Below are 21641 nucleotides of genomic sequence, written 5' to 3' on the forward strand. Positions count from 1 at the left end.
GGAGGTTGCCGGGTGAGGTTGCCTCCGCAGATGGTATGCGTTTTGTCACACCGGTTAAAACGGTTAATTCCGGACCAAATCGTAAATACTTTGGTTCAGGACGCGGTATCACCTGGTACAACTTTGTTTCCGATCAGTACTCCGGTTTCCATGGCATTGTTGTTTCCGGTACGCTTCGTGATTCCATCTTTGTACTGGAAGGGCTTCTGGAGCAGCAGACTGGGCTGAATCCGGTAGAAATTATGACGGACACGGCAGGCTGAAAACAACTAAATTAAATCGGTGATCGTTCCTTTACGAAAAGGGGGATTTAGAGGGAGTTTCAGGCAGGGAGGGGATAAAGCCAATTACTACTGGGGGGCCTTCGGGGCATAACGCGCCCAACACACCCCAGACTCTGTAAATAATTCTGTGTAACTGCACGCCATTCTCAACGAATCAAGCTAGTTGGCCCAGCATCTACACCCTCGGCTGTTTCAACCTTCTATTATTTATACCACTAACGGAGTCCTACCACCTTTACCACGAACGCTCTGCAGCCCTTCTGATACTCGGGTCTTTACGCCTCTATTTTTCACCTATTCACCATCATAGTCTTTTGAAAATTAGTCATGAACTTATTCAGCAACACGACCGGCTGTTACCACTCTTTTATCATGAGCCGTCAAAATCATGCTCATGAAAGGATCACGCGAGGACAGTCGCTATCACGCTACACCACTGAATACATAAGTGATGGCCCTGTGTGCGCGGATTTCAGTTTAGGATGACTCACTATAAGGTGGTTTAAATCACAAAGAGGGATGCGAAAATCAGTTTCACTGCCGCCGAATCATACGACAATAAGAGATCATTCGTAGGAAGTTTCTTGTTTTGGGTGTAGGACTCGAAGAGGTACTGCACGATTATCCCCCTTCGAAAAATCAATGGTTATCACTATCATTTACATAAATAAAAACACCTTATATAACAGCGTGTTTTGTTAATGCTTAATTCGCATTGTTAAATAGATGGTGCAAGCACTTTATTTACATATTTTCGTAGGTTATTTTTTAAAAAATAACTCAATAAATTAACATTGGGATAAATAATTTATTATATTGCACTTACATTATATTTAAAACTTTTTACACGATATTTACAGAACCTTATACTGTAAAGAAAGTGTTTTGTTAACAAACAACACATTTAATTAACGATAATTTGCTTTAAATTATGACTATTTTAAATAACATTATTTCGCTATACAATCTTCAACAATAGAATTCAGAACAAGAGAGGAACCAATTAATATCAGTCAGATTATCAACTTAGAAATTATCACATCTTTAGCTTTACTAACATTTTTCAAAAAAAGGAAAAGTGGATTATAGATATAATTTTTATTCGGATGGGATGAGCAAATCCTGTCATAACATTTATTTTAGGAGAGTCTAATGTTCTTTTGCAATATAGATACAACAGACAATTACTATCGATACGGCCTGTTTATTTTACTTAAAGAAATTCTGGCTAAACATCTGGCTATACAGCCTGCCATCCTCACAAAAAAACTGAATAAAAAAACCAGAATTGTATTTATTGATGCCGACTCTGATTTTTTTTATAAGACGTTTGAACATGCGTGTAACTTAAAAAAAACTGAATCACTGATTATTTTCATCGTGCTTAGTTGCCAAAATAAGTCTCTATTGAGAAATGTTATTCCGAATACTGTATCTGATGTATTTTATAAAACAGATGATAAAGAAACCATCACATGCAAAATCAGACAGACATTAATGTTGTATTCAGAAATGAAAACACCGTTAACACCATACAGTGAAGAGTCGGTATATGCCGTTTTTCACCCACTGCCCTTTACATCACATGAATCTGCAGTTCTCGAATTGTTTAAACGAGGGTTTTCGGGGAATCACAGATTATGGGTAAAAATGAAAAAATAGTGAACCATCATAAACGCACAACCATGAATAAGTTCGGGGTACGAAATATTGTGGAACTGTTCAATCAAATTCATTGATGTAAGGGAGGGCGGATGTTTTCCGTTAATGCGTCTGAAACAGAAATAAATACAATCAATGGTCACGACATATACGGCTTTCTCATTGGAGATACGATCCAGGTGAATATACATCATGGTGTTGTATTACGCTTCATCCATTACGGATCAGGCCATAGGCGTTGCCATATTGAGGTCGTCATATTTGGCGATACGGAGAAACGGTTACTGGCATATTTATTACAACATGCTGATGGGCGGGTCGCAAATTATAACGAAATGTTGGCATCCGTCTGGAAGAATAATGGATTAGTGGCCTCGTATAAACGTCTGAGTCAGGTGGCGCAAAGTTTAAAAGAGAAACTATCCCAGTCGGGTTTACCAGATAATTTTATTCGCACTGTCAGAAATCAGGGGTATCGTATTGAGGGCCATCTGATAACCCCCCTGCATTATCGTGTAGAGAGTTTAATCTGTAAAGATAGGAGTTAATCATCATGCCAAAATTGCGATATCAACTCTATGACGAATAATCACCTAATAAAATTATAGATCTCCATAATGATATTTAACATTATAACTACAATAGTTATTTAACATCGAGTTAATCAGAAATTCGATACAATCACATCTATTAACAGGTTGATTATATTATTTAACCACGAAAATAATCGTTATTTGCGCAATACTTTTTTACCCGAGGTAATAAAGACATGAATAAAATATTCACATCAATCTACAATCGTTCAACGGGGCAATGTGTGGTTGCGTCTGAGCTAACGAAAGGGAAAAAATCGGCATCTATAGGTAATATTCCAATAATAATAGGTTGTTTAGCTATTTTTGGAATAAGCACAGATGTGTTAGCTTCAATTCTCGATGATAGTACAACCATGGTAAGAGTAAATAATGGTTCTGTTGCTACAATGAGTGGTCATATTTATACAAGTATATTGACGGGCAATAACCCTGTTTTCAATATCACTAACGCCACATTAACTAGTGGCGATGGTGTTAGCTTAACTGGTGCAGGTACTAGTATAATATCCCTAACCTCTAGCGCAAGCGTATTAAATTTAGGTTCTAATACGACTATAAAGGCAACCACAAGTGGTACTGTAGGAATGGCTATTGGTAATGGTCATATTTTTGCTAAAGATAATTTAACTATCGGGGATGCAAACAATCCCATTGGCAGAGGTATTTACTTACATGATCATGCCACTATGAATATTGGTAGTAATTTAAGTATTATTGCTCAAGGGCGTGGCATTTATGGGAGTACGTTAGGAAGTCTATCTGTTGGCGACGGTATGAAAATAGAAATGCCTGATTTTGATAGCCCTGCTATTTATTTACAGAGTTATAGCATGGTGGCTAATAACGCAACCCTAATAACACACGGCACAGGAAATTCCTACGGTATTTATGCTCAAAATAATAATATTATCAATGATGAAAAACACCCTCAATTTGTTGGTAAAAATATCACTATTCAGACCGCCAATGCGGCAGCAATAGCATTAGGCAATGGGGGTTGGATTCAACTGTATGACAGTTCACTAAAAGCTAATGCTGATCAAGCTGTACTCATTGACGGCCAATTTGGGAGAAATCCCAGTAAGTTAGAAATCTATAATAGTTCCATCACTAACTCTCTTGCAGGCGGTTCAGTTATTGGTACAACCGAGGGCGGTGGTACCACCATAATGGATTTCACTATTGATAACTCTATCTTGAGTAGTGATGGTGATTTATTGCATGTGGCGGGAGAAAATCCTAATGATGTACTTAGTATTACATTAAGTAATGTTGATGCTAGTCATACAGGAGGTATTTCGATCAGTGATGTTAATACGGGGGCTATAAATATTAATGTTGATCAGGGGTCAGTAATTGGAGGTGGGGTGATTAATAATGGTACAGGTAATATCACCGGCGGCATAACCAACGGCGGAACGGTTAACGGTGACTTAACCAATAACGGTACCGGTAATATTGACTTCAATATCGACACCAACGGCACCTTAAATGGGGGTATCACCAATAATGGTGATGGCAATATCACGAGTAGTGTCGGCGGTGGTGGTACAGTGAACGGTGACCTGACCAATAATGGTACTGGTCAGATTGATTTTGGTGTCAATAACGGCGGTACCCTAAACGGTGATGTCACTAACAATGGCGGAGGGAATACTAACCTGTCCGTCAACGAAGGTGGTATCTGGAATGGTAATGGTAAGAACGTTGGTCTGTGGGTAAAAAATAATGCCACCTACCAAATGGCGAATACTTCATCCAGTTTTATCTGGGTCAAGATGGACAACAACAGTACCCTTGACTTTGGTCAGCTGGGTACCACAGCAACGACTGTTGCTCGGACTGCGGCCACTTCCCCGTTCAAAACATTCTTATCAACCAGCGATATGATCCAAGCCGATGGAGGGCTTGCTAATATCCGGATGTCCACCAATTTAGGTCTGGGCAAAGGCGATTTAGTTTCGGTTGATGGGGCTATGACTGGTCGCTATCTGGTTGATGTCACTAACTACGGTGTCGCCTCATCAGCAGCCAATGAATCGTTACGGATAATTAGGAGCGGAGCTGGAAGCAGCACGGATGTGGCCTTGACCGGTAGCCAGTATCGTGATGCGGGCATGTACCGTTATTACTTAACGGCGGATAATTCCGGTACCGGTTATTGGTTAGTCAACGGTGACGGTACTGGGGCATCCCACGGTGGCGGTGATGATGACACAACGAAGAGTGGCAATGCTTATAACCCTGATGCTTCGTTTGATGCGTTCACACCAGGAACTGGTTTCACACCCTATCCACAAATTAATCAGTTAAGTGACCTGGCAAGAACGATGCAAGGGGCTTCTTCAGCTCAGACCATCAGTTTATTAAGCCAGTCTCGTAACGTGTCGCAACATACCGACAGTTTACGTTTGGCGGGGACTAAAGGCGACCACAAGATGTCACGTTGTGGATTAATAACTTCTACACCAACACTGAAGCCAGCGCTGATGTTATCGGCCATAAGTTCAAGGTCAACACCAATGCGACTTATATCGGCATAGACAAATCCTGGGATATTGGCAACAGCAACACCCTGATTTCAGGTATTTTACCGGCGCAGGCACCAGCGACAATAAGTACGGTATCAATGGCAGTAATGGCAGTTCGGATATCTACACCGCCGGCATTTACGGCATGTATGTCCATAACTCCGGTCTGTTTGCCGATGTGACGGCGCAGGGATATCGCATTAAGACCAGCGATGATGCTTATACCGAACAAGGGACTAAGACGTCTTACGATATGAGCAGTAACGCAGTGAGTCTGGGGCTGGAAATGGGTAAGCGCTATACTCTCCAGGACAGCTTCTATGTTGAACCGACGATTAAACTGACGTATTTGCGCAACGGCAGTGATGAGTTTGATACGCAGGGTGCCAGCAGGATTAAGGTCAATAAAGAGTCCTCTGATGTGTTCCAGTATGGCCTGGGACTGAATGTCGGTAAGACGATTACCACCAGTGCGCCGGATGCTTTTGTACAACCGTACTTAGGGTTGTCAGTATCAAAACAAAATGTCAGTGGTGGTGATATTAAGTCCAGTGGTACTACTATGAAGAGTGATTTAGACGGGTATCGGTTGCAATCAAATCTGGGCGTAAACTGGCAGATGAACAAAAACAGCGGTGCCTTCACGCAAGTGAATGCAAGCACCGGTGATAAGTTCAGCGGCGACTTTGGCATCGGTTATGCCATAGCTTCTAATGACCGGTAGTCTGCATGCAGTAGTAGAACGTTGCTATCTACCGGCATAACCTAACCGGCCCATTGTTGCAGATATCGTGATATGCAATGGGCCATTTCACCCAAAAGATGCTTTCTGTCTGGTCGAATAAAGATGGAGCGGTTATTTTTTAGAAAAACATCTTAATTATATAATTTCTATTATGGGCATGTAGTCTAAAAATTAATTATATTTCCTGTAGTCTCTACATAAGGATTATATATCATGTTTCATTGTAACATTGAAACTGCGGATAATTATTTTCGACACGGGTTGTTTTTGATGATAAAAAAAATACTTGCATCATGTAAAAATAAATCAAAAAAAATCACGCTAACCGATAGCCAAAATGAAAAAACAAATATAGTATTCATTGATGCTGATGCCGATTTTTTTCATCAAAAACTTGAGGGTATTAGCAAATCAAAAAATAAAGAAGCGTTAATTATCATTGTCATTCTAAATTCAAATAAATCATTCTTATTGAGTGAGTTCATAGATAACACGGTATCTGGTATTATATATAAAACGGACGCATATATTGAATTATCACAAAAGATAAATAAAATATTCAATTCAATTTCACAGGGGGATAAATTGTATATACCATCAAGTGAATGGCCCATATACCCTTGTTTTGACTCAAATCCATTCTCATTAGAGGAGTCTATTGTTCTAGAATTATTTAAGAAAGGGTTTTCGGAGGATCAAATTTCACTGGTCCTATGTAAAGATGAAAAAACAGTCAATCGTCATAAGATATCAGCCATGAATAAACTGGGTGAAAAAAATATTGTAGAACTTTTCCGTCAAATCGGCAGGTAAGGCTGGGGTCTAAGCCAGAAGATATTCTGACCAATGAGACTGTTCACCATCCTCGCCTGACTCCAGCAGATAGGAGAGCATAAAAAAGTGTGGGGCAACCATCAGATAACGCCCTGCCGGAGGTAGAAGGGGTCAGTTTGGATATCGGAAACTATTGTACGTTAAGACTAATTTTTAACCTCTCCTACCCATTCACCTGTGTGTGATAGCATGTGCCATCAGCAACTATCAGGGAAAGATAATGAGACCCAGTATCCGAGCGAAGATTGTGAAAGTATGTGAAGCGAAGATTGCGGCGAAAGGGGATGATGTTGGCGTGTCATTTTATGCTTTCTTTGCCAACAAGAATGATGACCCGGAATTACTCATGGAAGTAGCCCAATGGTGGATCATGGAAATGAAACTGGACCACTTTGAAAAAGCCAGAAAAATCATATCTCTCGTATAGATCAGTCACCCCACTTCTGATTGACTTTCTCGGTACAGTGCCTGAATTCGACATATTTGAGAGGGACTGTAGCCCGTGGTATCGGCTGTTTCACGGATACTCAGCTTTTTCACCTGACGGTAGTACAGCACTTTCTGGTGCCGCTCCTGATGGGGTCCGCTTGGAAAACGGAAAATATCCTACGCTAAGCCTGCTTTTTGTACAGACTACTATCCACTGAGCGTAATGCGCGGTATTTACCCTGTCCCAGCTTGAGTTTTGTTCGCCAGACGTAATCCCCGCTCAGATTTATGTGTTCCCACCCCAGCGGGGACAGATGAGAAATCAGTTGCTCATTAATCGGGATCCCTTTTCGTCTCAGGGAATCGATGGCTCTTTCTATATATACCGTATTCCACAGTGAGATCGCCGCCGTCAGCAACGTCAGACCACTGGCACGGTAGCTCTGATTCTCCAGCCCCCGATCTCTGATCTCACCCAACCGGTGCATAAACACCGCTCGCGCAAGGGCATTGCGGGCCTCACCTTTATTCAGCCCCGCCTGCACGCGTCGGCGCAGTGAAGGATCGCGAAACCAGTCCAGCATAAACAGTGCCCGTTCAATGCGCCCGATTTCCCTCAATGCTTTTGCAAGGCCATTTTGTTTAGGATAACTGGCCAGTTTTTTCATCATCAGAGATGCGGTAACTGTCCCCTGTTTTATCGAGCTTGCGAGGCGAAGTACCTCATTCCAGTGCATCTCAATGTCTTTAAGATTCAGTGGGGTTGTGGATATCACAGACTGAAGCCCAGGATACTGCTCAGCCTTTCCATGAATAAAAAGCCGCTTGTCGTGAAGATCCCGGATCCTTGGCGCAAAAGCGAATCCGAGCAAATGCATCAGCGCGAAAAATTAGCGCAGAGTGGCGTTGATTTTTACGATACCAATGCCCTGATGCAGGATTCCCCACTGATTAACGAAAGTATCTACGTCGATCGCGTCCATTTCAACGATGCGGGCTATTTCGAAATGGCAAGACTAATTAATCAACATATAGGTGATACGCATGAGTAAAAGAAAGAAGAACTTTTTATCAATTATTTTTTCTCTTTTCAGACGCAAAAAGAAGAAACCCAACTCCATCTATCCGTTACGCTAAAGGAAGCGATCATGTCAAAAATTATTTTCCTGTGGGGGCCTGCGCGCTCTTTATCCACGGCGATGCTGAAATCATTTCAGATGCGCGACGATACCATCGGCTTATTCGAACCTTATGCAGATACCTACTATTTTTCAAAGGATCGCATGACTGATATGTATGGCGATCGGCCGGAAATTTGGGAACAAACGGGGGAAGCCGTCGATAAAGAATTACTGGCCATCGATACGCCCATACTCTTTTTAAAAGAGATGGCCTATTTTGGCCTGCCCTATGTCGGCGACGAAATTTTTAACCAGGCCCGTCATACGCTGATCATTAGGGAACCTAAAGCCTGCCTTCGTTCGCGCAAAGCCGTACGTAAAAATGAGATTGGTGAGTGGGAATATGGCTTTACCGCGATGGATCAGCTCTGGGAGAGAATTTTTGACGCTGAGCAGCCGCCGGTGGTGATTGAAGGCGATGCGCTGCGCAACGCGCCTGAGCACTCGCTGCGAAAATACTGTGAGGCGGTTGGTCTTGATTTTCAGGCATCGCAGTTGAACTGGAACGATGGTAACGTTCGTCAATGGACTCCCGAAGAGGCAGAAGCTCACGCGCGTTTCCATAAAACGTTGGAATCCTCAACCGGCTTTATCCCTGAAAAGAATATGGGCTACGATGATGATTTTCAGTTCAGTGAAGCAGAATGGGGCATGGTAAATCGAGCCACAACGATTTATGAGAAGATGAAACCCTTCGCCATCAACCTGTAAACTAAACCAGCCACTGGTCCATCACCGGTGGCGCTAAGGAAAAAAATGAGGAACCGTGGTCTGATTGCGGTATTTTGTATTTGCTATTTTGTCGTCAATTTTAATATATCTTTTATCTATCCGATGCTGCCTTCGTTACAGCAGCATTTTGCAGCCAATGAGCACCATATCGCACTCCTGCTGGGCGCCTTTCCTTTTATCGCATTTATTTGCAATTTGTTATACGGGCCATTTATTGATAAATATGGCAAAAAGAAATTCATACTCATCGGTGCTGCCGGTTCTGTTTTATCCTATGCAGGCTCGATCTTCTCTCCCAATATCGAGTCTCTGATCGCCTTTCGTATCCTGAGCGGTTTTTTTGTGCCCATGATGGGGGCGACCATTTTCCCGCTAATCGTTGAGCTTTTTGAAGATGAAAGACGGCTGTTTGTAACCGGCATCGTTCAGGGCGCGGCATCGCTGGCGCAACTCCTGGCGCTGTTTGGTTTATCCGTTTTTGTGGTGTTCGGCATGTATGCCTACTGGCTGACGAAAAACGGTACGGGCGATAGCTACCAGCTGGCGATTCTCTTTATGTTCTCAGGGATTACCGGACTGATCGCTTCGACCACCATCACCCGCATCAGTAAACTTTTTGCCAGGCCAGGAAATGTGATGGTGTTAATTCTGCTGGTCGCGATTGTCTCAGTGTTATTTATGCCGCTATTTGCTGACTATATCATTCTACAGACGCTGCTTTTTTCTCTCTTTTCATGGGTGAGGTCATCGATTAACCCGCTGATATTTTTTGAGGTTTATAAAATGGCGGACATTAACGAACGCGGCACATTGAACGGAGTGATGAACGCCTAATTCCAGCTTGCGACCTCAGTCGGCGGTATCATCAGCACCGGCTGCCTGTTTTACTCACCCTCTTTCTGGCTCAATGCGGTCATATTTACCGCCTGCATCATTCTCTGCCTGCTGCTGACGCTCAGAAATCCCCATCACGTTAATGAGGTAACTAAATGAAACATCTAGTTTTTATTGACGCTAACAATGCGGCGATTCAGAGCATGGATGAAGCTGTGAAGCAGGGCTTTAAGGTGACCTTTCTACGCCAGAGCAATGTCGCTTTTTATCAAAAGAATAGCTATACCCAGTCGGTACTGTCGCGGCTGGATAATATTATCGATATGGAAAACGGTACTGACGCCGATGAACTGGTCCGCCTGCTGAATACTATTTTGCAGGGTGACGTTATCGATGGCGTAATTGCCCCTAACGAACCCAGCCTTGAAGCGGTGGCTGAGGCCTGTCAGCGATGCAATATCCCTTTTACCGATCCACAGGGCGTTAAAAACGCTAGGGATAAACGCCAGGCCCGCGCTATTTTGCAGGAGCAGGGGGTCCCAACCATCCGCAACTGGGTAGCGCATACCACAGAAGAGGCCAGAGCGATCTTCACGCAATATACGCCTCCGTTTATATTCAAGCCGGTTAGCGGTTTCGATAGTTTGTATGCGATAAAGGTCTCTACGCCTGAGCAAGTAGAGGCTGCCTCTGCTGATATTTTAAACGCTGCCCTGTCCGGCGCGCAGACCTATCAGAACATTTTCTCCCGCGGCATTCTGATAGAGGAGTTTTTACAAGGAACGTTATTATCGGCTGAGGTAGGGATCTATAACTGCACCTTTTATGAATTTATGATTAGCGGCCGCTGCCAGTCGAGGTTTAACGAATGCATTGAGCTTGGCTCTTTAATGCCTGCAGCAATTACCCCTGAGCAGAAGAAAGCGTGCTTTCACTATGCCAAAGCGGTCTGCGCGGCCCTGCGTCTGGATTACGGTATTTTCCACATCGAAATTATGTATACCGCCAATGGTCCTATCTTGGTTGAAGCCAACCCACGCCTGATGGGCGGCGTTATGCCGGAAATTTATCGTCAGGCAACCGGCGTATCTGTTTATCCCGCGTTGTTTACCATCGCTACCCAGGCCGATGCCCCTATAGCGCTGCCCGCAGCCAACAGAGCGGTCACCGTCAGGAAAGTTATGCCGCTGGCCGACGGCGTTACTGCGCCAGAATTTACTACTGATGATATTAGTACCCATCCCAATATCGTTAACTTCTATTCAGATAAACTTACCCCTGCAAGGAAAGTAGCCAAAAACGAAGTGCTGGGCCGCATCATGGTTTCACACCCGAATCTGGATGAGGCAAATAAGATTGCCGACACGATTTTGAGCGATATTGAGAGACGGATAGGGGTTGAGATTCATCAGCCACTGTAGGTTGGTGGGGGCGTCATATTCGCTATGGCTTTGTTACTGGTGCATGGCACCAGTAACACGGGCGTCCGTTGCAAAATAGTTGGATGTCCTTCAAATTTTCATCAATGAGTATTCGAATAATTCTGATCGCTGATGTATGGTCACCCTGCTTTAAGCAGCACCAGAAAAAGGGATATTTTTCAGGGAGATGCTCATTGTCACTTTTCGCTCACAGCGCCGTGACAGCCGACCCGGCCCATTTCATCGATGAACTGCTACAGGACTCCATGTTATTTGTCATAGATGTTCTTCATAACTAGGCACTGAAGCGCGATGCGGCTTTCTATCGTCGGGGATGTGGGCTGGTTGAAACGTTGCAGCAACGGCCAAAAAAAGCAGCCTTATCTGGATAGCTACACTATGCTTGGCACTCCACAGCCTTGCCTACTGCAAGAAAACGTCTGCTTCATGCCCTGAGACATTCAACAAGCTTTTTATGGCTTCAGTAAGGGCGAGTGTCGCGCTTCGAGAGCCAGTAAATATTTTGCTTCGTCGTAACAGGTTCTGTTCTTCCAGCAGCGGTAAATGATCCTTATCCATTTGAACGCCAGTGCCCGGATCGCAGACTGGTGAGATTTACCCTTCTCTCTAAGGCTCTGATAATACAGTTTGGCCCAGTAGGATGAGTTAACCGTCTTGGCAACCCATTCAACAAAGGTCTGCCTGACGAACTTAGCGCATTGCCATCGCCAGTGAACCCAGGATTTCTGGCCACTTCGTTCTGTTACCGGTGCTATACCTGCATAGTTTTGAATTTCTTCTGCGCTATTGAAACAGTCACGGTTATCGCCAAGTGCAGCAACCATCCGCGGGCCCATGCACGGTCCTATACCCGGTAGTGATTTAAACAGCCCTGCATCTGGCAATGTGTCAAACAGCGTTTCGATTCGTTCGTCATAGGTTTTGATGATTTCACTCACGACTTTAATTTGTGTCGTCAGTGCTGCTGCCATCAAAGCATTAGCCTCTATAACGCTCGGATCTGTCGTCAATGGGATCGTATTATCAATAGTGTTAATTTCAGGGTATGAAAGTCTATATTTCGCTCAAAGCTGCCTATCAGGTCTGCTTAATAAATGAGCTTAGCGTAGGATATTTTCCCTTTTCCAAGCGGACCCCATGATCATTGTTCATACATCACAACCTGGCGTTTGCAAGGAACCCCCCCAGCGACTATAACGACCATATTGTTACATCCGCCAATTTACTCACTAACTTGACGCTGTCCGGCCAATATGAATTCAGAAAGGAGGTTAAAAAGAGAGTAAAACCAGCGCTGGGAGAACCCCAAACCATCGACAAAAATTATCTGGATTTTGATACAGCTAATATTACGCTAGACATGCCTCATTAATATGAAAACGATACGATTGCATTCTTTTTTCCATATTTATTTTTTTCATTATTGAGTTCTTATGTGCATTAACCGTTTTGATGCTGAGCTTCATCATCTGAGCTATAGTCACTAAATTAATACCTAATTTTAAGTAACACATAACGGTGCGTTCCTTACACGTAAATGCTTTCTCATTGGCAGGGTAGGTAATTGCATTACTTTCGATCTCAAGCTCTTTCTTTTCCAACAAACTAATAATATTCTGGATTACACCGTCAATCTTATCATTACTATAATTGCCATATATAATACCTGGATTATTATCAGGTAATTTTCCGTCGGAAGTTAAACGTTGGCGGTCATTCAGGAACACAACGAATAATGTGTGTTTTTTGTTACCATGAGTATTCCGAATATGGCGTTCACAATAGAGTTGTGCATCCTGTTTTGAAACTCGTTTTAAAGCTTGTGTCTTTTTAGCTGGAATAATTAATGAATCATTAAGTATTAATTCAGTTATCTCTTCTAAATGCTTGGATAGTTCAGATTGTAACGCCAAAGAGAAAAATATATCTTTCTCATGAATAACCACCATGACACTTTTGTTCATAAAGCCTCTCGTGAGATACTGATGGTATCTCGGTAATTCTCAACATGAAAATTTAAAATCGTACAGGTGGTACCTAACCACACCTAATGACAACCATACCAAGCAACCAACCCCCCAAAACAGTAGTTACTTTATTCAAAAATCAACAATGCGGCAACATGTGTCGATAATTATTAAATATATAGTTTTTTACTCTAAAATTTAAGTAAATGAAGATGTTATACATCTTAAAATATAGCCAATAACAGGCTATGTATTTTTTAATATTGTATTTTAAATAGAACTTAAACTGCACACCACCACCACCTAAAAATACAAATTGACAATAAATTATTTAAAGTTTAAATATGCGCACATCAATCAATAGCTCGTTCATAAATCAACTTAATCATGAAATACCTAATTAACTACACTATTTTCTTTAAACCATCAGAAAAGAAATTAATGATTCTTAATGATGAAGATATTTTTGTGATTTTGTCCAATCCAGCAACCCGTTTACTGCTTGAGTTCATTAAACACAGAAACAAAGCTATAGATAGAATCACGTTATTGAAGGACATATGGGAGGACTATGGATTCACTGCATCCAATAGTAATTTAAACACCTATGTTAGCGAACTGAGAAAGGCGTTCAAAGCGTTAGGTGAAAGCCCACAAGTCATTTTGACGATACCAAAACATGGGTTCCAGTTTGTTGCTCATGTTGAATCACAGATGAAGGATGAACGTCAGGAAAATGACTGCCTTATTGACACTCAAGATATAAGCGATGAAAAGGTAAAAAACTTAAATTTTAAAAGAGAATTCAACCGAGATGAAAAACAGCCTGATATAGATGTAACTCCCATCACTGGCAAGGAAAATATAGATAGTAATGCTGAAAAAATGGAGTTTAGCGCAAAGATATTACTGATCTTAGTTATATTTACAGTTACTATAACTGCATTTAAGATTTATTATAGCTGCGCTGAGATAATAATTAATAAGAAAAGCCACGTACTTGCCGGTAAGATTGGGAAATGTATGCTGTATGTTAAGAAAAACTCTACCTATCCGCCCGCTGATCAACTTATTAACTTGGTTAAAAATGATTTACAGCAAGATGAAATAGATTGCAAAAATGATAATAACGAAATTTTTTATCTAAAAGGGAACAATGACCATAAATTTAATCAGCTTACCTTTATTGGTATTTGTGCAAAAAAAGAAGGCAGTGATTCCACATCTTGCAGAACAATAAGTATAAACTCAGGAGTTTAGGCGTGAAGAAGAAAAACCTAACTATTATGTTTTTGGTAATATTAATGATGGTTGCTTTGGTATGGGTTTATCTATCACTGTCTCAAGTCGCATTCAAATGCTATTCCGAGCTCAATCTAAAGAAAGAAACCACACCGCTCCACGCTATTGAGTTGCAAGCAAGTACTTCGTTTTTCTTCTATCGAAATGGAAGTGGATTTATCAAGTTTACGGGAACTGTAGATGACAGTAGCTCACAATACGTACTTAATCGCATGTTGCCGTTCAAATATTCAGATCTCGACAATGATGGTATCTACACCATCAACTTCATAGCGCAAAAAATTAGAGCTATCGATGATGTCCCTGAAGATTTGTGGTCAAAGTTTATTGAAACAGGTAACGATAATATGCCGTACTATATCAATCTGGAAAATATCAGTAAAAATATCTATATGATTAATGGATTAGCTTCACCGATAATGGTGTGCTCTAGCGAACAAAATTAAACTGATAATTGTGCATTCTGGCGAACAAAATTAACGTGGTAGTCCAGAGTTACTGCCACGTTAATACTTAAATCAGTTAAACGTCACCAGCATTTCGGCTGCCGCGCTTACAGTCCCCGTCGGCAGCGAACTGCCCCCCGAACATAAGCGCCACGTCACCTGGTTGCTGGTGCTTTGACTTGCTTGTGTACTGGTGATGTTACCCACTTTTAACGGGGTGTTATCAAAGGGCAGCCCGGTGGTTGCCGTACAACTACCACTGCCGGTGACACCATTATTAATCTCACCGGTAATATAGCCACCACCCTGACTAAGTGCCAGGCGGCTTGGCGTACTTCCATACAGGCCGGTGAGCGCCCGGAACTGCACGTTGATATTGGCAGCAATACCCACCGAGCTGTCTTGCGTACACTGGGTTATCAATGAATTGGTCCGGGTACTGAGTTCAGCACCGCTCTGGAGATTAATGGCAATCGTGCCAAAATCAATCTGAGTGGGGGTGCTGACCGTACACTCCAGTGTCGAAACTCGTATTGTTGTGTTTTTTGAAAAGATAGCAATAAAATTGCTAGCCCCAAATGCTCCCGTGACAAAATTCACATTAGATAATGAAATATTACTCTGACTGGTTTGCGTGCCGTCAGCCACCATCACCCACGTTCCTGTCGCTGTCGCATTGATAAACGTACTGGCCTTATAGAAATTAGTGCTGCCGGACATTCTGGGGGCTAAACACCAGGCGCTGCTCGCAAGCGGATTCGTTATCACCGCACCACTTGACGTCGTGGCTTGCGTGCTCGGCAACCCAATGGTCCCACTGAGCGTCTCTGTCGTGTTATTCGCCAGCACATAATTGGCCGTCACGGTTGCCCGGGGAATTATCCCAAGACCTGGGGCTATCTTGAACACTTTATACCCGGCAATGGTCGTCAGCGAACTGTCCGGTACACACGAGCCTGTCGACAGGGTTGTGGGGGTAATATAGGCCACACTATTGTAGACATATAAATCTGGGCTTGGATAACTGGCTGTTGATGTGATGGTTTTATTGGTGGCACTAAATGGCAGCCCCTCCCACACAATACCACTGCCTTTACCAATGGTAATGGTGTCCGCCATGGCAGACTGCCCCATCAGCGCCAGCAGGCACAGGCCAAGGGAAGGATGAAATACCTTGCGCCGTAAGTATTGACTGATTCTTTTCATATTTTCTTTCCTACAAATTCATGTTTACCGGATGCCAGGCGATTAACTCACGTCACAACGCGCTGTTAATTGGCGAACAGGGTTACTCCCCGAGCTTGCTGCACTGCCCGCCAAATCAAACACTGCGCGGCACTGCTGGTCCGCACCCTGGCCCCATTTCGTCATCAGTCGGCCCTTTTCCGGTAGCCCACTCAGGTACACCTGACCGGCGTCGCCAACAATACCGGTGTTGTTTTCACTCCCGGAACCGCCTTCCACCGTCACCAGTGCCCCAAACGGAATGTTGCTTTCCCCCCGGCGCAACGTCACCAGCGCCTGATACCCCACCCGTGTATCAAACTTCGCCATCACCACCGCCCCTTTGGTCGGGTAGACCTTCAGGCTCGATTTCGCCATGTCGACATCATCCGGCAACGTGGCCGGGTTCAGGCTGATATTGTTGTTCTGGTAGTTCGATAAATACGGCACCACCGCATAACCCCGGCTGTCGGTGCGCACATTCCCGTTCATCACCTCGACACCCTCCGCGCCTGGCGCACTCACTATCGCCACCGAACTGCCCAGCATTTGCCCCAGCGTCACCCCTTCCGGGTGGACAACCAGGCTGCCGTTACCGCTGAGGTTCAGCGAACGGAACTGATTGCTGTAGCTGTACCCCATGTTTGCCATCCCTTTACTGCCCTGATAGCCCGCATTCAGGGTGGAATTGTCACCACTGCTGCCATTTGACTGGCTCTGCATCGCGCTGTAAGAAAGACGGTCATCCAGCGCATTGCCGCTGACCCCAACCTGCTGCTGCACCTGCCCCTGATTATTATGCGTCATTTGATAGTTAACATAGTGGCGGCTCACCGCTGGGGATGAACTAAACAGGCTAAACGGCACCTGCATGTTCATGGATAACTGGCGATTTTCAGGCCACCCTTCGTCACCTTTTATCCGGTCAATGCTGTAAGCCACACCGAGACTGACACCCCGGTAACTGGTGTTGTAACCGGCTGAGACCGTGTTATTCACCTGGTTATTGCCCCAAAAATCATTGCGGGAGGCCGACAGATACAAAGCCCCCCAGTCCCCCAGTTGCTGGCTGACGCGCATCTGAAAATTGGAACGCTGACGCTCTAAGGCCCAGGGCACCTGACTGTCATTGAGTTCATATCCCAGATTGTTGAAATCAGAGAAACTGTAATAGTGGCGGGTCGAATACCGGTAGGCCGCCAAATCCACAGCGGTGCCGGTGCTCAACAGGCTTTTGGCATAACGCAGCCGATAAGAGCGGCCTTGTTGCTGTTCATCCTGCCCCTGCAATCGGGCTGTGGAGGTGGTGACATCGGCTGAAAGCGCGCCAAAAGTCCCCAGTGACAGGCCCGACCCCGCCACAAAAGAGAGATAGTCGTCAGCCATCAGCCCACCGCCGTACAGGGTGATGTCATAGGGCAAACCATAAATAAAGGTGCCCAGTGCAAACGTGGCCTCACGCGAGCCTTGCGTTATCCCGCCGTCGTAACGCCCGGTGGTAAACTCATATTTGAGGGCGCCAGGGCGTTGCATCACCGGTAAAGAAGAGAACGCCATTGTCTGGCTGCGCACCGTGCCGTCAGCCTCAGTGATAGTGACCGTCAAATCCCCGCCCTGACTGGTCTGATAGAGGTCATTAATGCGAAACGGCCCCGGTGCAACATAGGTTTGATACACTACATTGCCGTTCTGGCTGACCGTCACCCGCGCATTACTTTGTGCAATACCGGAAATCTCCGGGGCAAAACCCCGCAGGCTGTTAGGCAGCATTTCTTCGCTGGAATTCAGCTTAATACCGCGAAACGGAATACTGTCGAACACCTCATTGCCGGTACTGCTTTCCCCCGCCAGCACCTCAGCGCGCAAGGCATGAATATCGCGCTGTAAATAGGTATTGGAAAAGCGGGTGTTTTGCTGGCTCGACGACGCAGTGCCACTGTTCTGGCTGCGGGTATAGGTCATGTCACTGCGCAAACGCCAGGCCTGCCAGTTCAGCCCGTTACGCAAACTGGCAAACAGATTGGTCTGTTCGCTGCTGTCCATTCCAGCCCGCGCACGTTGCCAGTTTCGGCTGCCATTCAGGCTATAGTTCATCAGCAACGCGGGCACGCCGTCGTCCCACAATGCGGGGTCGACATAACCGGCGGCGTTTTGCTGCATGGCAATCTGCGGCACACTGATGTCCAGCCGCAATTGGGATAAGTCAAAGTGCACCTGCGCATCAGGAATAAGGGCGGCCAAATCATTGACCGGCTGGTCCGGTGGCAATGCGCTGAACCCCGGCAACGCCGCAGTATTGACCCCCAATTCATGGAGGAGCGCTGGCGTCAGTTCCGGTTGCACCTGACCTTGTGCATTCTTTTTAAAGTTAAGGGTGTGCTGCCCCTGATCCGACTGATTCATCCACAATGTGACCAGATAATGGCCCTCTGCGACCTGGCCGGCGGATTCAAATGCACTCAAGTCGGTGCTGGTCGACTGCGCGCCGCCCAATGACAACAGACGGGGGTCAAAATAGTCACGCGCCCAGACAGGGAATGCCCCGGCTAGCAGCCAGACTCCGGCCATAACGAACGACACGATGGGCCTGTTACGCCTGTTTTTTATTGTTATGTTGTGCATGACGTGAACCTGTCCATCAAAATCAGAAAAAATTATAAGGCTTGCTGGTTAGCCGGTGTATTCCAACCATCCTCATCAATCAGTTGCCACTCAACTGCGCCTTTTGCTGCCGCTGGCAAGGTATAGCGCTGCTGCCCTTTTGGTGGCACCATCAACCGCAGGGCGGGTTTATCCAGCGCAATACTGCCGACTTTCAGTTGCGAAAAGGTGAGCCAATACGGCGTCGGGTTCTCAGCAATCAGCACGTTCCCTTCACGGCTAAAATGCAACTGGGAGGCCACCTCTGCCACCGCCCGTTTAGCCAGCCCCTCAGGGCGATAGAACAGCTTCATATTGCTGACCACTGTCACGGCCATCTGGCCCGACGCCCCCGCGTTGTCAGATTCTTTGTTGGCAGGGATCGCTTTCATCGAGATAAAAAAGACGGATTCCCGATCCGTCGGCAGCGGTTCACCGTTATGGCGGATACGCAATATCAGATCACTATTCGCCTCTAAGCGCTCCAGCGGAGGGGTGACAATAAAAGGCATCTTCGGTTGCCCGGTGTAATTCAAATCCACATCACCGGTTTTCGCATCCACAGGGCGGATCCATGACTGCAACAAATAGGGTGCCGTACTTTTATTATTTACCGTTAACGTGACGCCCTTTTGCTCACTTGCAGGGTAAATCACTCGCAGCACATGAAAAGAAATCCCCTGAGATTCAGAAGGGGCCGCATGAACGCCTGCAAATACCAACACGCTGCATAACAGCAGCGTGACTAAGGGGGTAAGGTATTTCATTTTGGTTATTCCTATGATGATACTGTGCGTTGGCACAATGCAGACAAACCACCCGCATCGGTTATGGTTTGCCACTCCACATGCTTAATTGTATGAGCAGCGGGATAGGTCTGAGCCCCCATAGGTGCAATCATCGACGGGGATGAGTCTAAATCGATAACGCTATGGTCGAGCTTCAACGTCCCAAACGTCATAAAATAGGGGGTTGGATTCTCAATACGGATGCCATTCCCTACCCGGATCAATTTAAGTTGGCAACCAGCATCGGACGGCACATCCTTCAGACCCGTAGGGCGATAAAACAGCTTGATAACAAACTGAAAACCCATGGATAAACGCGCTTCTTCTGGTGCAGGTTCTGTCTGGCCCGGAATGGCTAATACCGAGAGGTAAAACAGGGACTCTCTATCGCCAGGTAGCGACTCGCTCTGCTTAAGGATTCGCACTAATTGGTTACCTTCCCCCGCCAATGGAAACAACGGTGGCGTGACAACAAAAGGCACTGCCGCATCATTTTTCATTTCGTTTTGGATACGGCTTTGAATTAGGTAATTTTGCTTACTGGTATTCTTTACCGTGAGGGTTTGCGCCTTATCCTCTGCGGAAAATATCACCCGGGTCTGACTTAAACTGACGCCGCCTGAACTTGCCGCCATTGCTGGCACCCCGACCAATATCATCGACAGCAGCGTAATAAGGGAAAAGTGTGCAAATGGCATAGCGACCTCAACGATAGGCAAAAACGAAATTAACATTGGCCGTGAGTTGCCCAGGCTTAAGTGTGGCGCAACCGGTACTTCCCCCACAGCTCACACCGGCGAAAAATGGCAACACTTTATTGACCGGAGCCTGGCCCACAGCGGCTAACGGGAAATAGTCACCAGATTTAACCTCCGTACTGGCATAAATCGGCTGGGTGGCACTTTGCACTAATATCACGCCAGCGCCGCCCACATCAGAGTCACTACTGCGAAACAGCCATTTCCCATCCTGAAGGCTACCGGCACCAACAACAGTAATGACGGGCTGCAAGCTTCCACCCGTTGCACCATTACAATTATCGGCAGTAAGCGTAAAAGGTTGCAAATTGACCAGTGTTCCGCTGATCAAGCTAGCTTGATTCACACTCCCCAATGGCAATACACTTTTATCCAGGCTTAGCGAGCAAGTCCCTTGCACTATGGTTGCAGAAAAGTTCAACGTCACGGCATGAGTATTGATACTGGTTACGCCTAACAACACACTCAAACCCACCCAAAGCGCTTTCTTAAGGCAGAAGCTGTTTAAATGCATCTACGCCACCCTGGTCATTAATGGTTTGCCACTCCACGCTGCCGCTTTTCACCGTTGTGGGGTAGGTATGTGTACTAAAAGGGGCGATCATCAACGCCGCAGGCGTATCTAACTTGAGCGCCTGACCACCAAACTTAATACTCGCAAAACTAACAAAGTAAGGTGATGGATTACTGACCTCTAGCCCGCTCTTTCCAGCGCTGAATTTGAGGTTCTTTTGTGCATCCGTAGAGGATGACGACAAGCCTGCCGGGCGGTAAAACAGCTTGATAATGCTACCAACACCAAATTGCACCGAGGCTTGTACGCCCGTACTCGATTGATTCTCAGTGGGTGCGGTTGTTGCTGGGATCGCGGTCGCATGGAAATAAAAGACAGATTCACGGTCTTTAGGTAAATCGGAGTCATTACCCGCAATACGGATTTGGTTCACACTCTTGGGTTCCAGACGGAATATCGGTGGAGTGACCGTAAACGGGGTCGTTTTATAGCTATCTGCTGCCCGGCTTATCGAGGTCTGCACCAGGTAAGGCAATGTCGGTTGCGTGTTACGTACGGTGACAGCAATGCTACCGGCGCCCTGTGGGTAAATCAGGCGGGTGGCATTGATACCAAATCCGTCAGCCAATGCGGCCGGTGGGCACGACAGCAGCGCCATCATCATCGGAATAAGCAGTGTTACGCGCGTCATTCTTTCGCTCCAGAGTAAAAAGGAAAAAGGTCACAATGGCA

The 21641-nt window shown here is 45.3% G+C and carries 20 protein-coding genes and 4 pseudogenes; 13 read left to right on the forward strand and 11 right to left on the reverse strand.

Annotated elements, in window-relative coordinates:
• Positions 1 to 11: 11 nt before the first annotated feature.
• From A6J67_RS22735 to A6J67_RS22750, 4 genes and pseudogenes are all read left to right on the forward strand, one after another.
• Positions 12 to 260 (forward strand): annotated as a pseudogene (locus A6J67_RS22735) (Tn3 family transposase); the annotation flags it as partial.
• 1176 nt (positions 261 to 1436) lie between these two features.
• The gene (locus tag A6J67_RS22740; RefSeq protein ID WP_080608440.1) at positions 1437 to 1946 is read left to right on the forward strand and encodes a hypothetical protein; all 510 of its coding nucleotides are present in this window, start codon (positions 1437 to 1439) and stop codon (positions 1944 to 1946) included.
• 92 nt (positions 1947 to 2038) lie between these two features.
• Complete coding sequence (locus A6J67_RS22745) at positions 2039 to 2494, forward strand: winged helix-turn-helix domain-containing protein (protein WP_050311280.1); 456 nt, start codon at positions 2039 to 2041, stop codon at positions 2492 to 2494.
• Positions 2495 to 2715: 221 nt separating this feature from the next.
• On the forward strand, positions 2716 to 5085 hold the full coding sequence (locus tag A6J67_RS22750; RefSeq protein ID WP_080608517.1) for a pertactin-like passenger domain-containing protein: 2370 nt from the start codon (positions 2716 to 2718) through the stop codon (positions 5083 to 5085).
• Here A6J67_RS22750 and A6J67_RS23775 read toward each other — a convergent pair.
• Positions 5072 to 5230, reverse strand: a complete 159-nt coding sequence (locus tag A6J67_RS23775; protein ID WP_226967868.1) for a hypothetical protein — start codon at positions 5228 to 5230, stop codon at positions 5072 to 5074. The two genes, A6J67_RS22750 and A6J67_RS23775, sit on opposite strands and share 14 nt — an antisense overlap.
• On the opposite strand from A6J67_RS23775, the gene A6J67_RS22755 reads away from it, so the two are divergent.
• The 3 genes from A6J67_RS22755 to A6J67_RS22765 all read left to right on the forward strand — a co-directional run bounded on the left by A6J67_RS22755 (position 5168) and on the right by A6J67_RS22765 (position 7079).
• Positions 5168 to 5797, forward strand: coding sequence for an autotransporter outer membrane beta-barrel domain-containing protein (locus tag A6J67_RS22755; RefSeq protein WP_226967911.1), 630 nt, complete (start codon positions 5168 to 5170; stop codon positions 5795 to 5797). The genes A6J67_RS23775 and A6J67_RS22755 overlap by 63 nt on opposite strands.
• 291 nt (positions 5798 to 6088) lie before the next feature.
• On the forward strand, positions 6089 to 6631 hold the full coding sequence (locus tag A6J67_RS22760) for a LuxR C-terminal-related transcriptional regulator (protein ID WP_192945352.1): 543 nt from the start codon (positions 6089 to 6091) through the stop codon (positions 6629 to 6631).
• A gap of 241 nt (positions 6632 to 6872) precedes the next feature.
• A complete protein-coding gene (locus tag A6J67_RS22765) occupies positions 6873 to 7079 on the forward strand; it encodes a DUF6500 family protein (RefSeq protein ID WP_025901656.1) in 207 nt (68 codons plus the stop codon).
• A gap of 5 nt (positions 7080 to 7084) precedes the next feature.
• On the opposite strand, the pseudogene A6J67_RS22770 reads toward A6J67_RS22765, so the two are convergent.
• Positions 7085 to 7228: pseudogene (locus tag A6J67_RS22770) on the reverse strand (helix-turn-helix domain-containing protein); the annotation flags it as partial.
• 35 nt (positions 7229 to 7263) lie between these two features.
• Positions 7264 to 7968: pseudogene (locus A6J67_RS22775) on the reverse strand (Tn3 family transposase); the annotation flags it as partial.
• On the opposite strand from A6J67_RS22775, the gene A6J67_RS22780 reads away from it, so the two are divergent.
• From A6J67_RS22780 to A6J67_RS22795, 4 genes are all read left to right on the forward strand, one after another.
• Positions 7891 to 8133 carry a hypothetical protein gene (locus A6J67_RS22780; RefSeq protein WP_050074598.1) on the forward strand — a complete coding sequence of 81 codons (243 nt, stop codon included), beginning with the start codon at positions 7891 to 7893 and terminating at the stop codon, positions 8131 to 8133. The pseudogene A6J67_RS22775 and the gene A6J67_RS22780 sit on opposite strands and share 78 nt — an antisense overlap.
• 96 nt (positions 8134 to 8229) lie before the next feature.
• The gene (locus tag A6J67_RS22785) at positions 8230 to 8973 is read left to right on the forward strand and encodes a hypothetical protein (RefSeq protein ID WP_050297782.1); all 744 of its coding nucleotides are present in this window, start codon (positions 8230 to 8232) and stop codon (positions 8971 to 8973) included.
• 27 nt (positions 8974 to 9000) lie between these two features.
• Entirely contained in the window at positions 9001 to 9828 is an 828-nt protein-coding gene (locus A6J67_RS22790) for an MFS transporter (protein WP_125461936.1), read from the forward strand.
• A gap of 155 nt (positions 9829 to 9983) precedes the next feature.
• Entirely contained in the window at positions 9984 to 11249 is a 1266-nt protein-coding gene (locus A6J67_RS22795; RefSeq protein ID WP_050288889.1) for an ATP-grasp domain-containing protein, read from the forward strand.
• A 473-nt stretch (positions 11250 to 11722) separates the two neighbouring features.
• On the opposite strand, the pseudogene A6J67_RS22800 reads toward A6J67_RS22795, so the two are convergent.
• Together A6J67_RS22800 and A6J67_RS22805 are read right to left on the reverse strand one after the other, a co-directional pair.
• A pseudogene (locus tag A6J67_RS22800) lies at positions 11723 to 12301 on the reverse strand (transposase); the annotation flags it as partial.
• 318 nt (positions 12302 to 12619) lie between these two features.
• A complete protein-coding gene (locus tag A6J67_RS22805; protein ID WP_005189998.1) occupies positions 12620 to 13234 on the reverse strand; it encodes a helix-turn-helix transcriptional regulator in 615 nt (204 codons plus the stop codon).
• Between the two features lie 444 nt (positions 13235 to 13678).
• Here A6J67_RS22805 and A6J67_RS22810 point away from each other — a divergent pair, with 444 nt between their 5' ends.
• Both A6J67_RS22810 and A6J67_RS22815 read left to right on the forward strand, forming a co-directional pair.
• Positions 13679 to 14497 carry a winged helix-turn-helix domain-containing protein gene (locus A6J67_RS22810; protein ID WP_050074603.1) on the forward strand — a complete coding sequence of 273 codons (819 nt, stop codon included), beginning with the start codon at positions 13679 to 13681 and terminating at the stop codon, positions 14495 to 14497.
• Positions 14498 to 14499: 2 nt separating this feature from the next.
• Positions 14500 to 14985 carry a FidL-like protein gene (locus A6J67_RS22815; protein WP_050074604.1) on the forward strand — a complete coding sequence of 162 codons (486 nt, stop codon included), beginning with the start codon at positions 14500 to 14502 and terminating at the stop codon, positions 14983 to 14985.
• 72 nt (positions 14986 to 15057) lie between these two features.
• Here A6J67_RS22815 and A6J67_RS22820 read toward each other — a convergent pair whose 3' ends face one another.
• The 6 genes from A6J67_RS22820 to A6J67_RS22845 all read right to left on the reverse strand — a co-directional run bounded on the left by A6J67_RS22820 (position 15058) and on the right by A6J67_RS22845 (position 21600).
• A complete protein-coding gene (locus A6J67_RS22820; protein WP_226967869.1) occupies positions 15058 to 16191 on the reverse strand; it encodes an adhesin in 1134 nt (377 codons plus the stop codon).
• A gap of 42 nt (positions 16192 to 16233) precedes the next feature.
• Complete coding sequence (locus tag A6J67_RS22825; RefSeq protein ID WP_226967870.1) at positions 16234 to 18789, reverse strand: fimbria/pilus outer membrane usher protein; 2556 nt, start codon at positions 18787 to 18789, stop codon at positions 16234 to 16236.
• 74 nt (positions 18790 to 18863) lie between these two features.
• A complete protein-coding gene (locus A6J67_RS22830) occupies positions 18864 to 19616 on the reverse strand; it encodes a molecular chaperone (protein WP_080608444.1) in 753 nt (250 codons plus the stop codon).
• Between the two features lie 11 nt (positions 19617 to 19627).
• Entirely contained in the window at positions 19628 to 20335 is a 708-nt protein-coding gene (locus tag A6J67_RS22835) for a molecular chaperone (protein WP_005193323.1), read from the reverse strand.
• Between the two features lie 7 nt (positions 20336 to 20342).
• Complete coding sequence (locus A6J67_RS22840) at positions 20343 to 20909, reverse strand: fimbrial protein (RefSeq protein ID WP_050088456.1); 567 nt, start codon at positions 20907 to 20909, stop codon at positions 20343 to 20345.
• Complete coding sequence (locus A6J67_RS22845; RefSeq protein WP_005193325.1) at positions 20884 to 21600, reverse strand: molecular chaperone; 717 nt, start codon at positions 21598 to 21600, stop codon at positions 20884 to 20886. The genes A6J67_RS22840 and A6J67_RS22845 overlap by 26 nt, the downstream gene beginning before the upstream one ends.
• Positions 21601 to 21641: the final 41 nt, after the last annotated feature.

It is taken from the genome of Yersinia sp. FDAARGOS_228 (assembly GCF_002073315.2).
Classification (GTDB): Bacteria; Pseudomonadota; Gammaproteobacteria; order Enterobacterales; family Enterobacteriaceae; genus Yersinia; species Yersinia intermedia.

Excerpts from the sequence above, each read along its gene's own strand:
- A6J67_RS22845 (WP_005193325.1), bottom strand. The coding sequence starts at position 21,600 with ATGACGCGCGTAACACTGCTTATTCCGATGATGATGGCGCTGCTGTCG.
- A6J67_RS22805 (WP_005189998.1), bottom strand. The coding sequence starts at position 13,234 with ATGAACAAAAGTGTCATGGTGGTTATTCATGAGAAAGATATATTTTTC.
- A6J67_RS22840 (WP_050088456.1), bottom strand. The coding sequence starts at position 20,909 with ATGCATTTAAACAGCTTCTGCCTTAAGAAAGCGCTTTGGGTGGGTTTG.
- A6J67_RS22835 (WP_005193323.1), bottom strand. The coding sequence starts at position 20,335 with ATGCCATTTGCACACTTTTCCCTTATTACGCTGCTGTCGATGATATTG.
- A6J67_RS22830 (WP_080608444.1), bottom strand. The coding sequence starts at position 19,616 with ATGAAATACCTTACCCCCTTAGTCACGCTGCTGTTATGCAGCGTGTTG.
- A6J67_RS23775 (WP_226967868.1), bottom strand. The coding sequence starts at position 5,230 with ATGGACATACATGCCGTAAATGCCGGCGGTGTAGATATCCGAACTGCC.
- A6J67_RS22745 (WP_050311280.1), top strand. The coding sequence starts at position 2,039 with ATGTTTTCCGTTAATGCGTCTGAAACAGAAATAAATACAATCAATGGT.
- A6J67_RS22810 (WP_050074603.1), top strand. The coding sequence starts at position 13,679 with ATGATTCTTAATGATGAAGATATTTTTGTGATTTTGTCCAATCCAGCA.
- A6J67_RS22780 (WP_050074598.1), top strand. The coding sequence starts at position 7,891 with ATGAATAAAAAGCCGCTTGTCGTGAAGATCCCGGATCCTTGGCGCAAA.
- A6J67_RS22765 (WP_025901656.1), top strand. The coding sequence starts at position 6,873 with ATGAGACCCAGTATCCGAGCGAAGATTGTGAAAGTATGTGAAGCGAAG.
- A6J67_RS22760 (WP_192945352.1), top strand. The coding sequence starts at position 6,089 with ATGATAAAAAAAATACTTGCATCATGTAAAAATAAATCAAAAAAAATC.
- A6J67_RS22820 (WP_226967869.1), bottom strand. The coding sequence starts at position 16,191 with ATGAAAAGAATCAGTCAATACTTACGGCGCAAGGTATTTCATCCTTCC.
- A6J67_RS22750 (WP_080608517.1), top strand. The coding sequence starts at position 2,716 with ATGAATAAAATATTCACATCAATCTACAATCGTTCAACGGGGCAATGT.
- A6J67_RS22785 (WP_050297782.1), top strand. The coding sequence starts at position 8,230 with ATGTCAAAAATTATTTTCCTGTGGGGGCCTGCGCGCTCTTTATCCACG.
- A6J67_RS22740 (WP_080608440.1), top strand. The coding sequence starts at position 1,437 with ATGTTCTTTTGCAATATAGATACAACAGACAATTACTATCGATACGGC.
- A6J67_RS22795 (WP_050288889.1), top strand. The coding sequence starts at position 9,984 with ATGAAACATCTAGTTTTTATTGACGCTAACAATGCGGCGATTCAGAGC.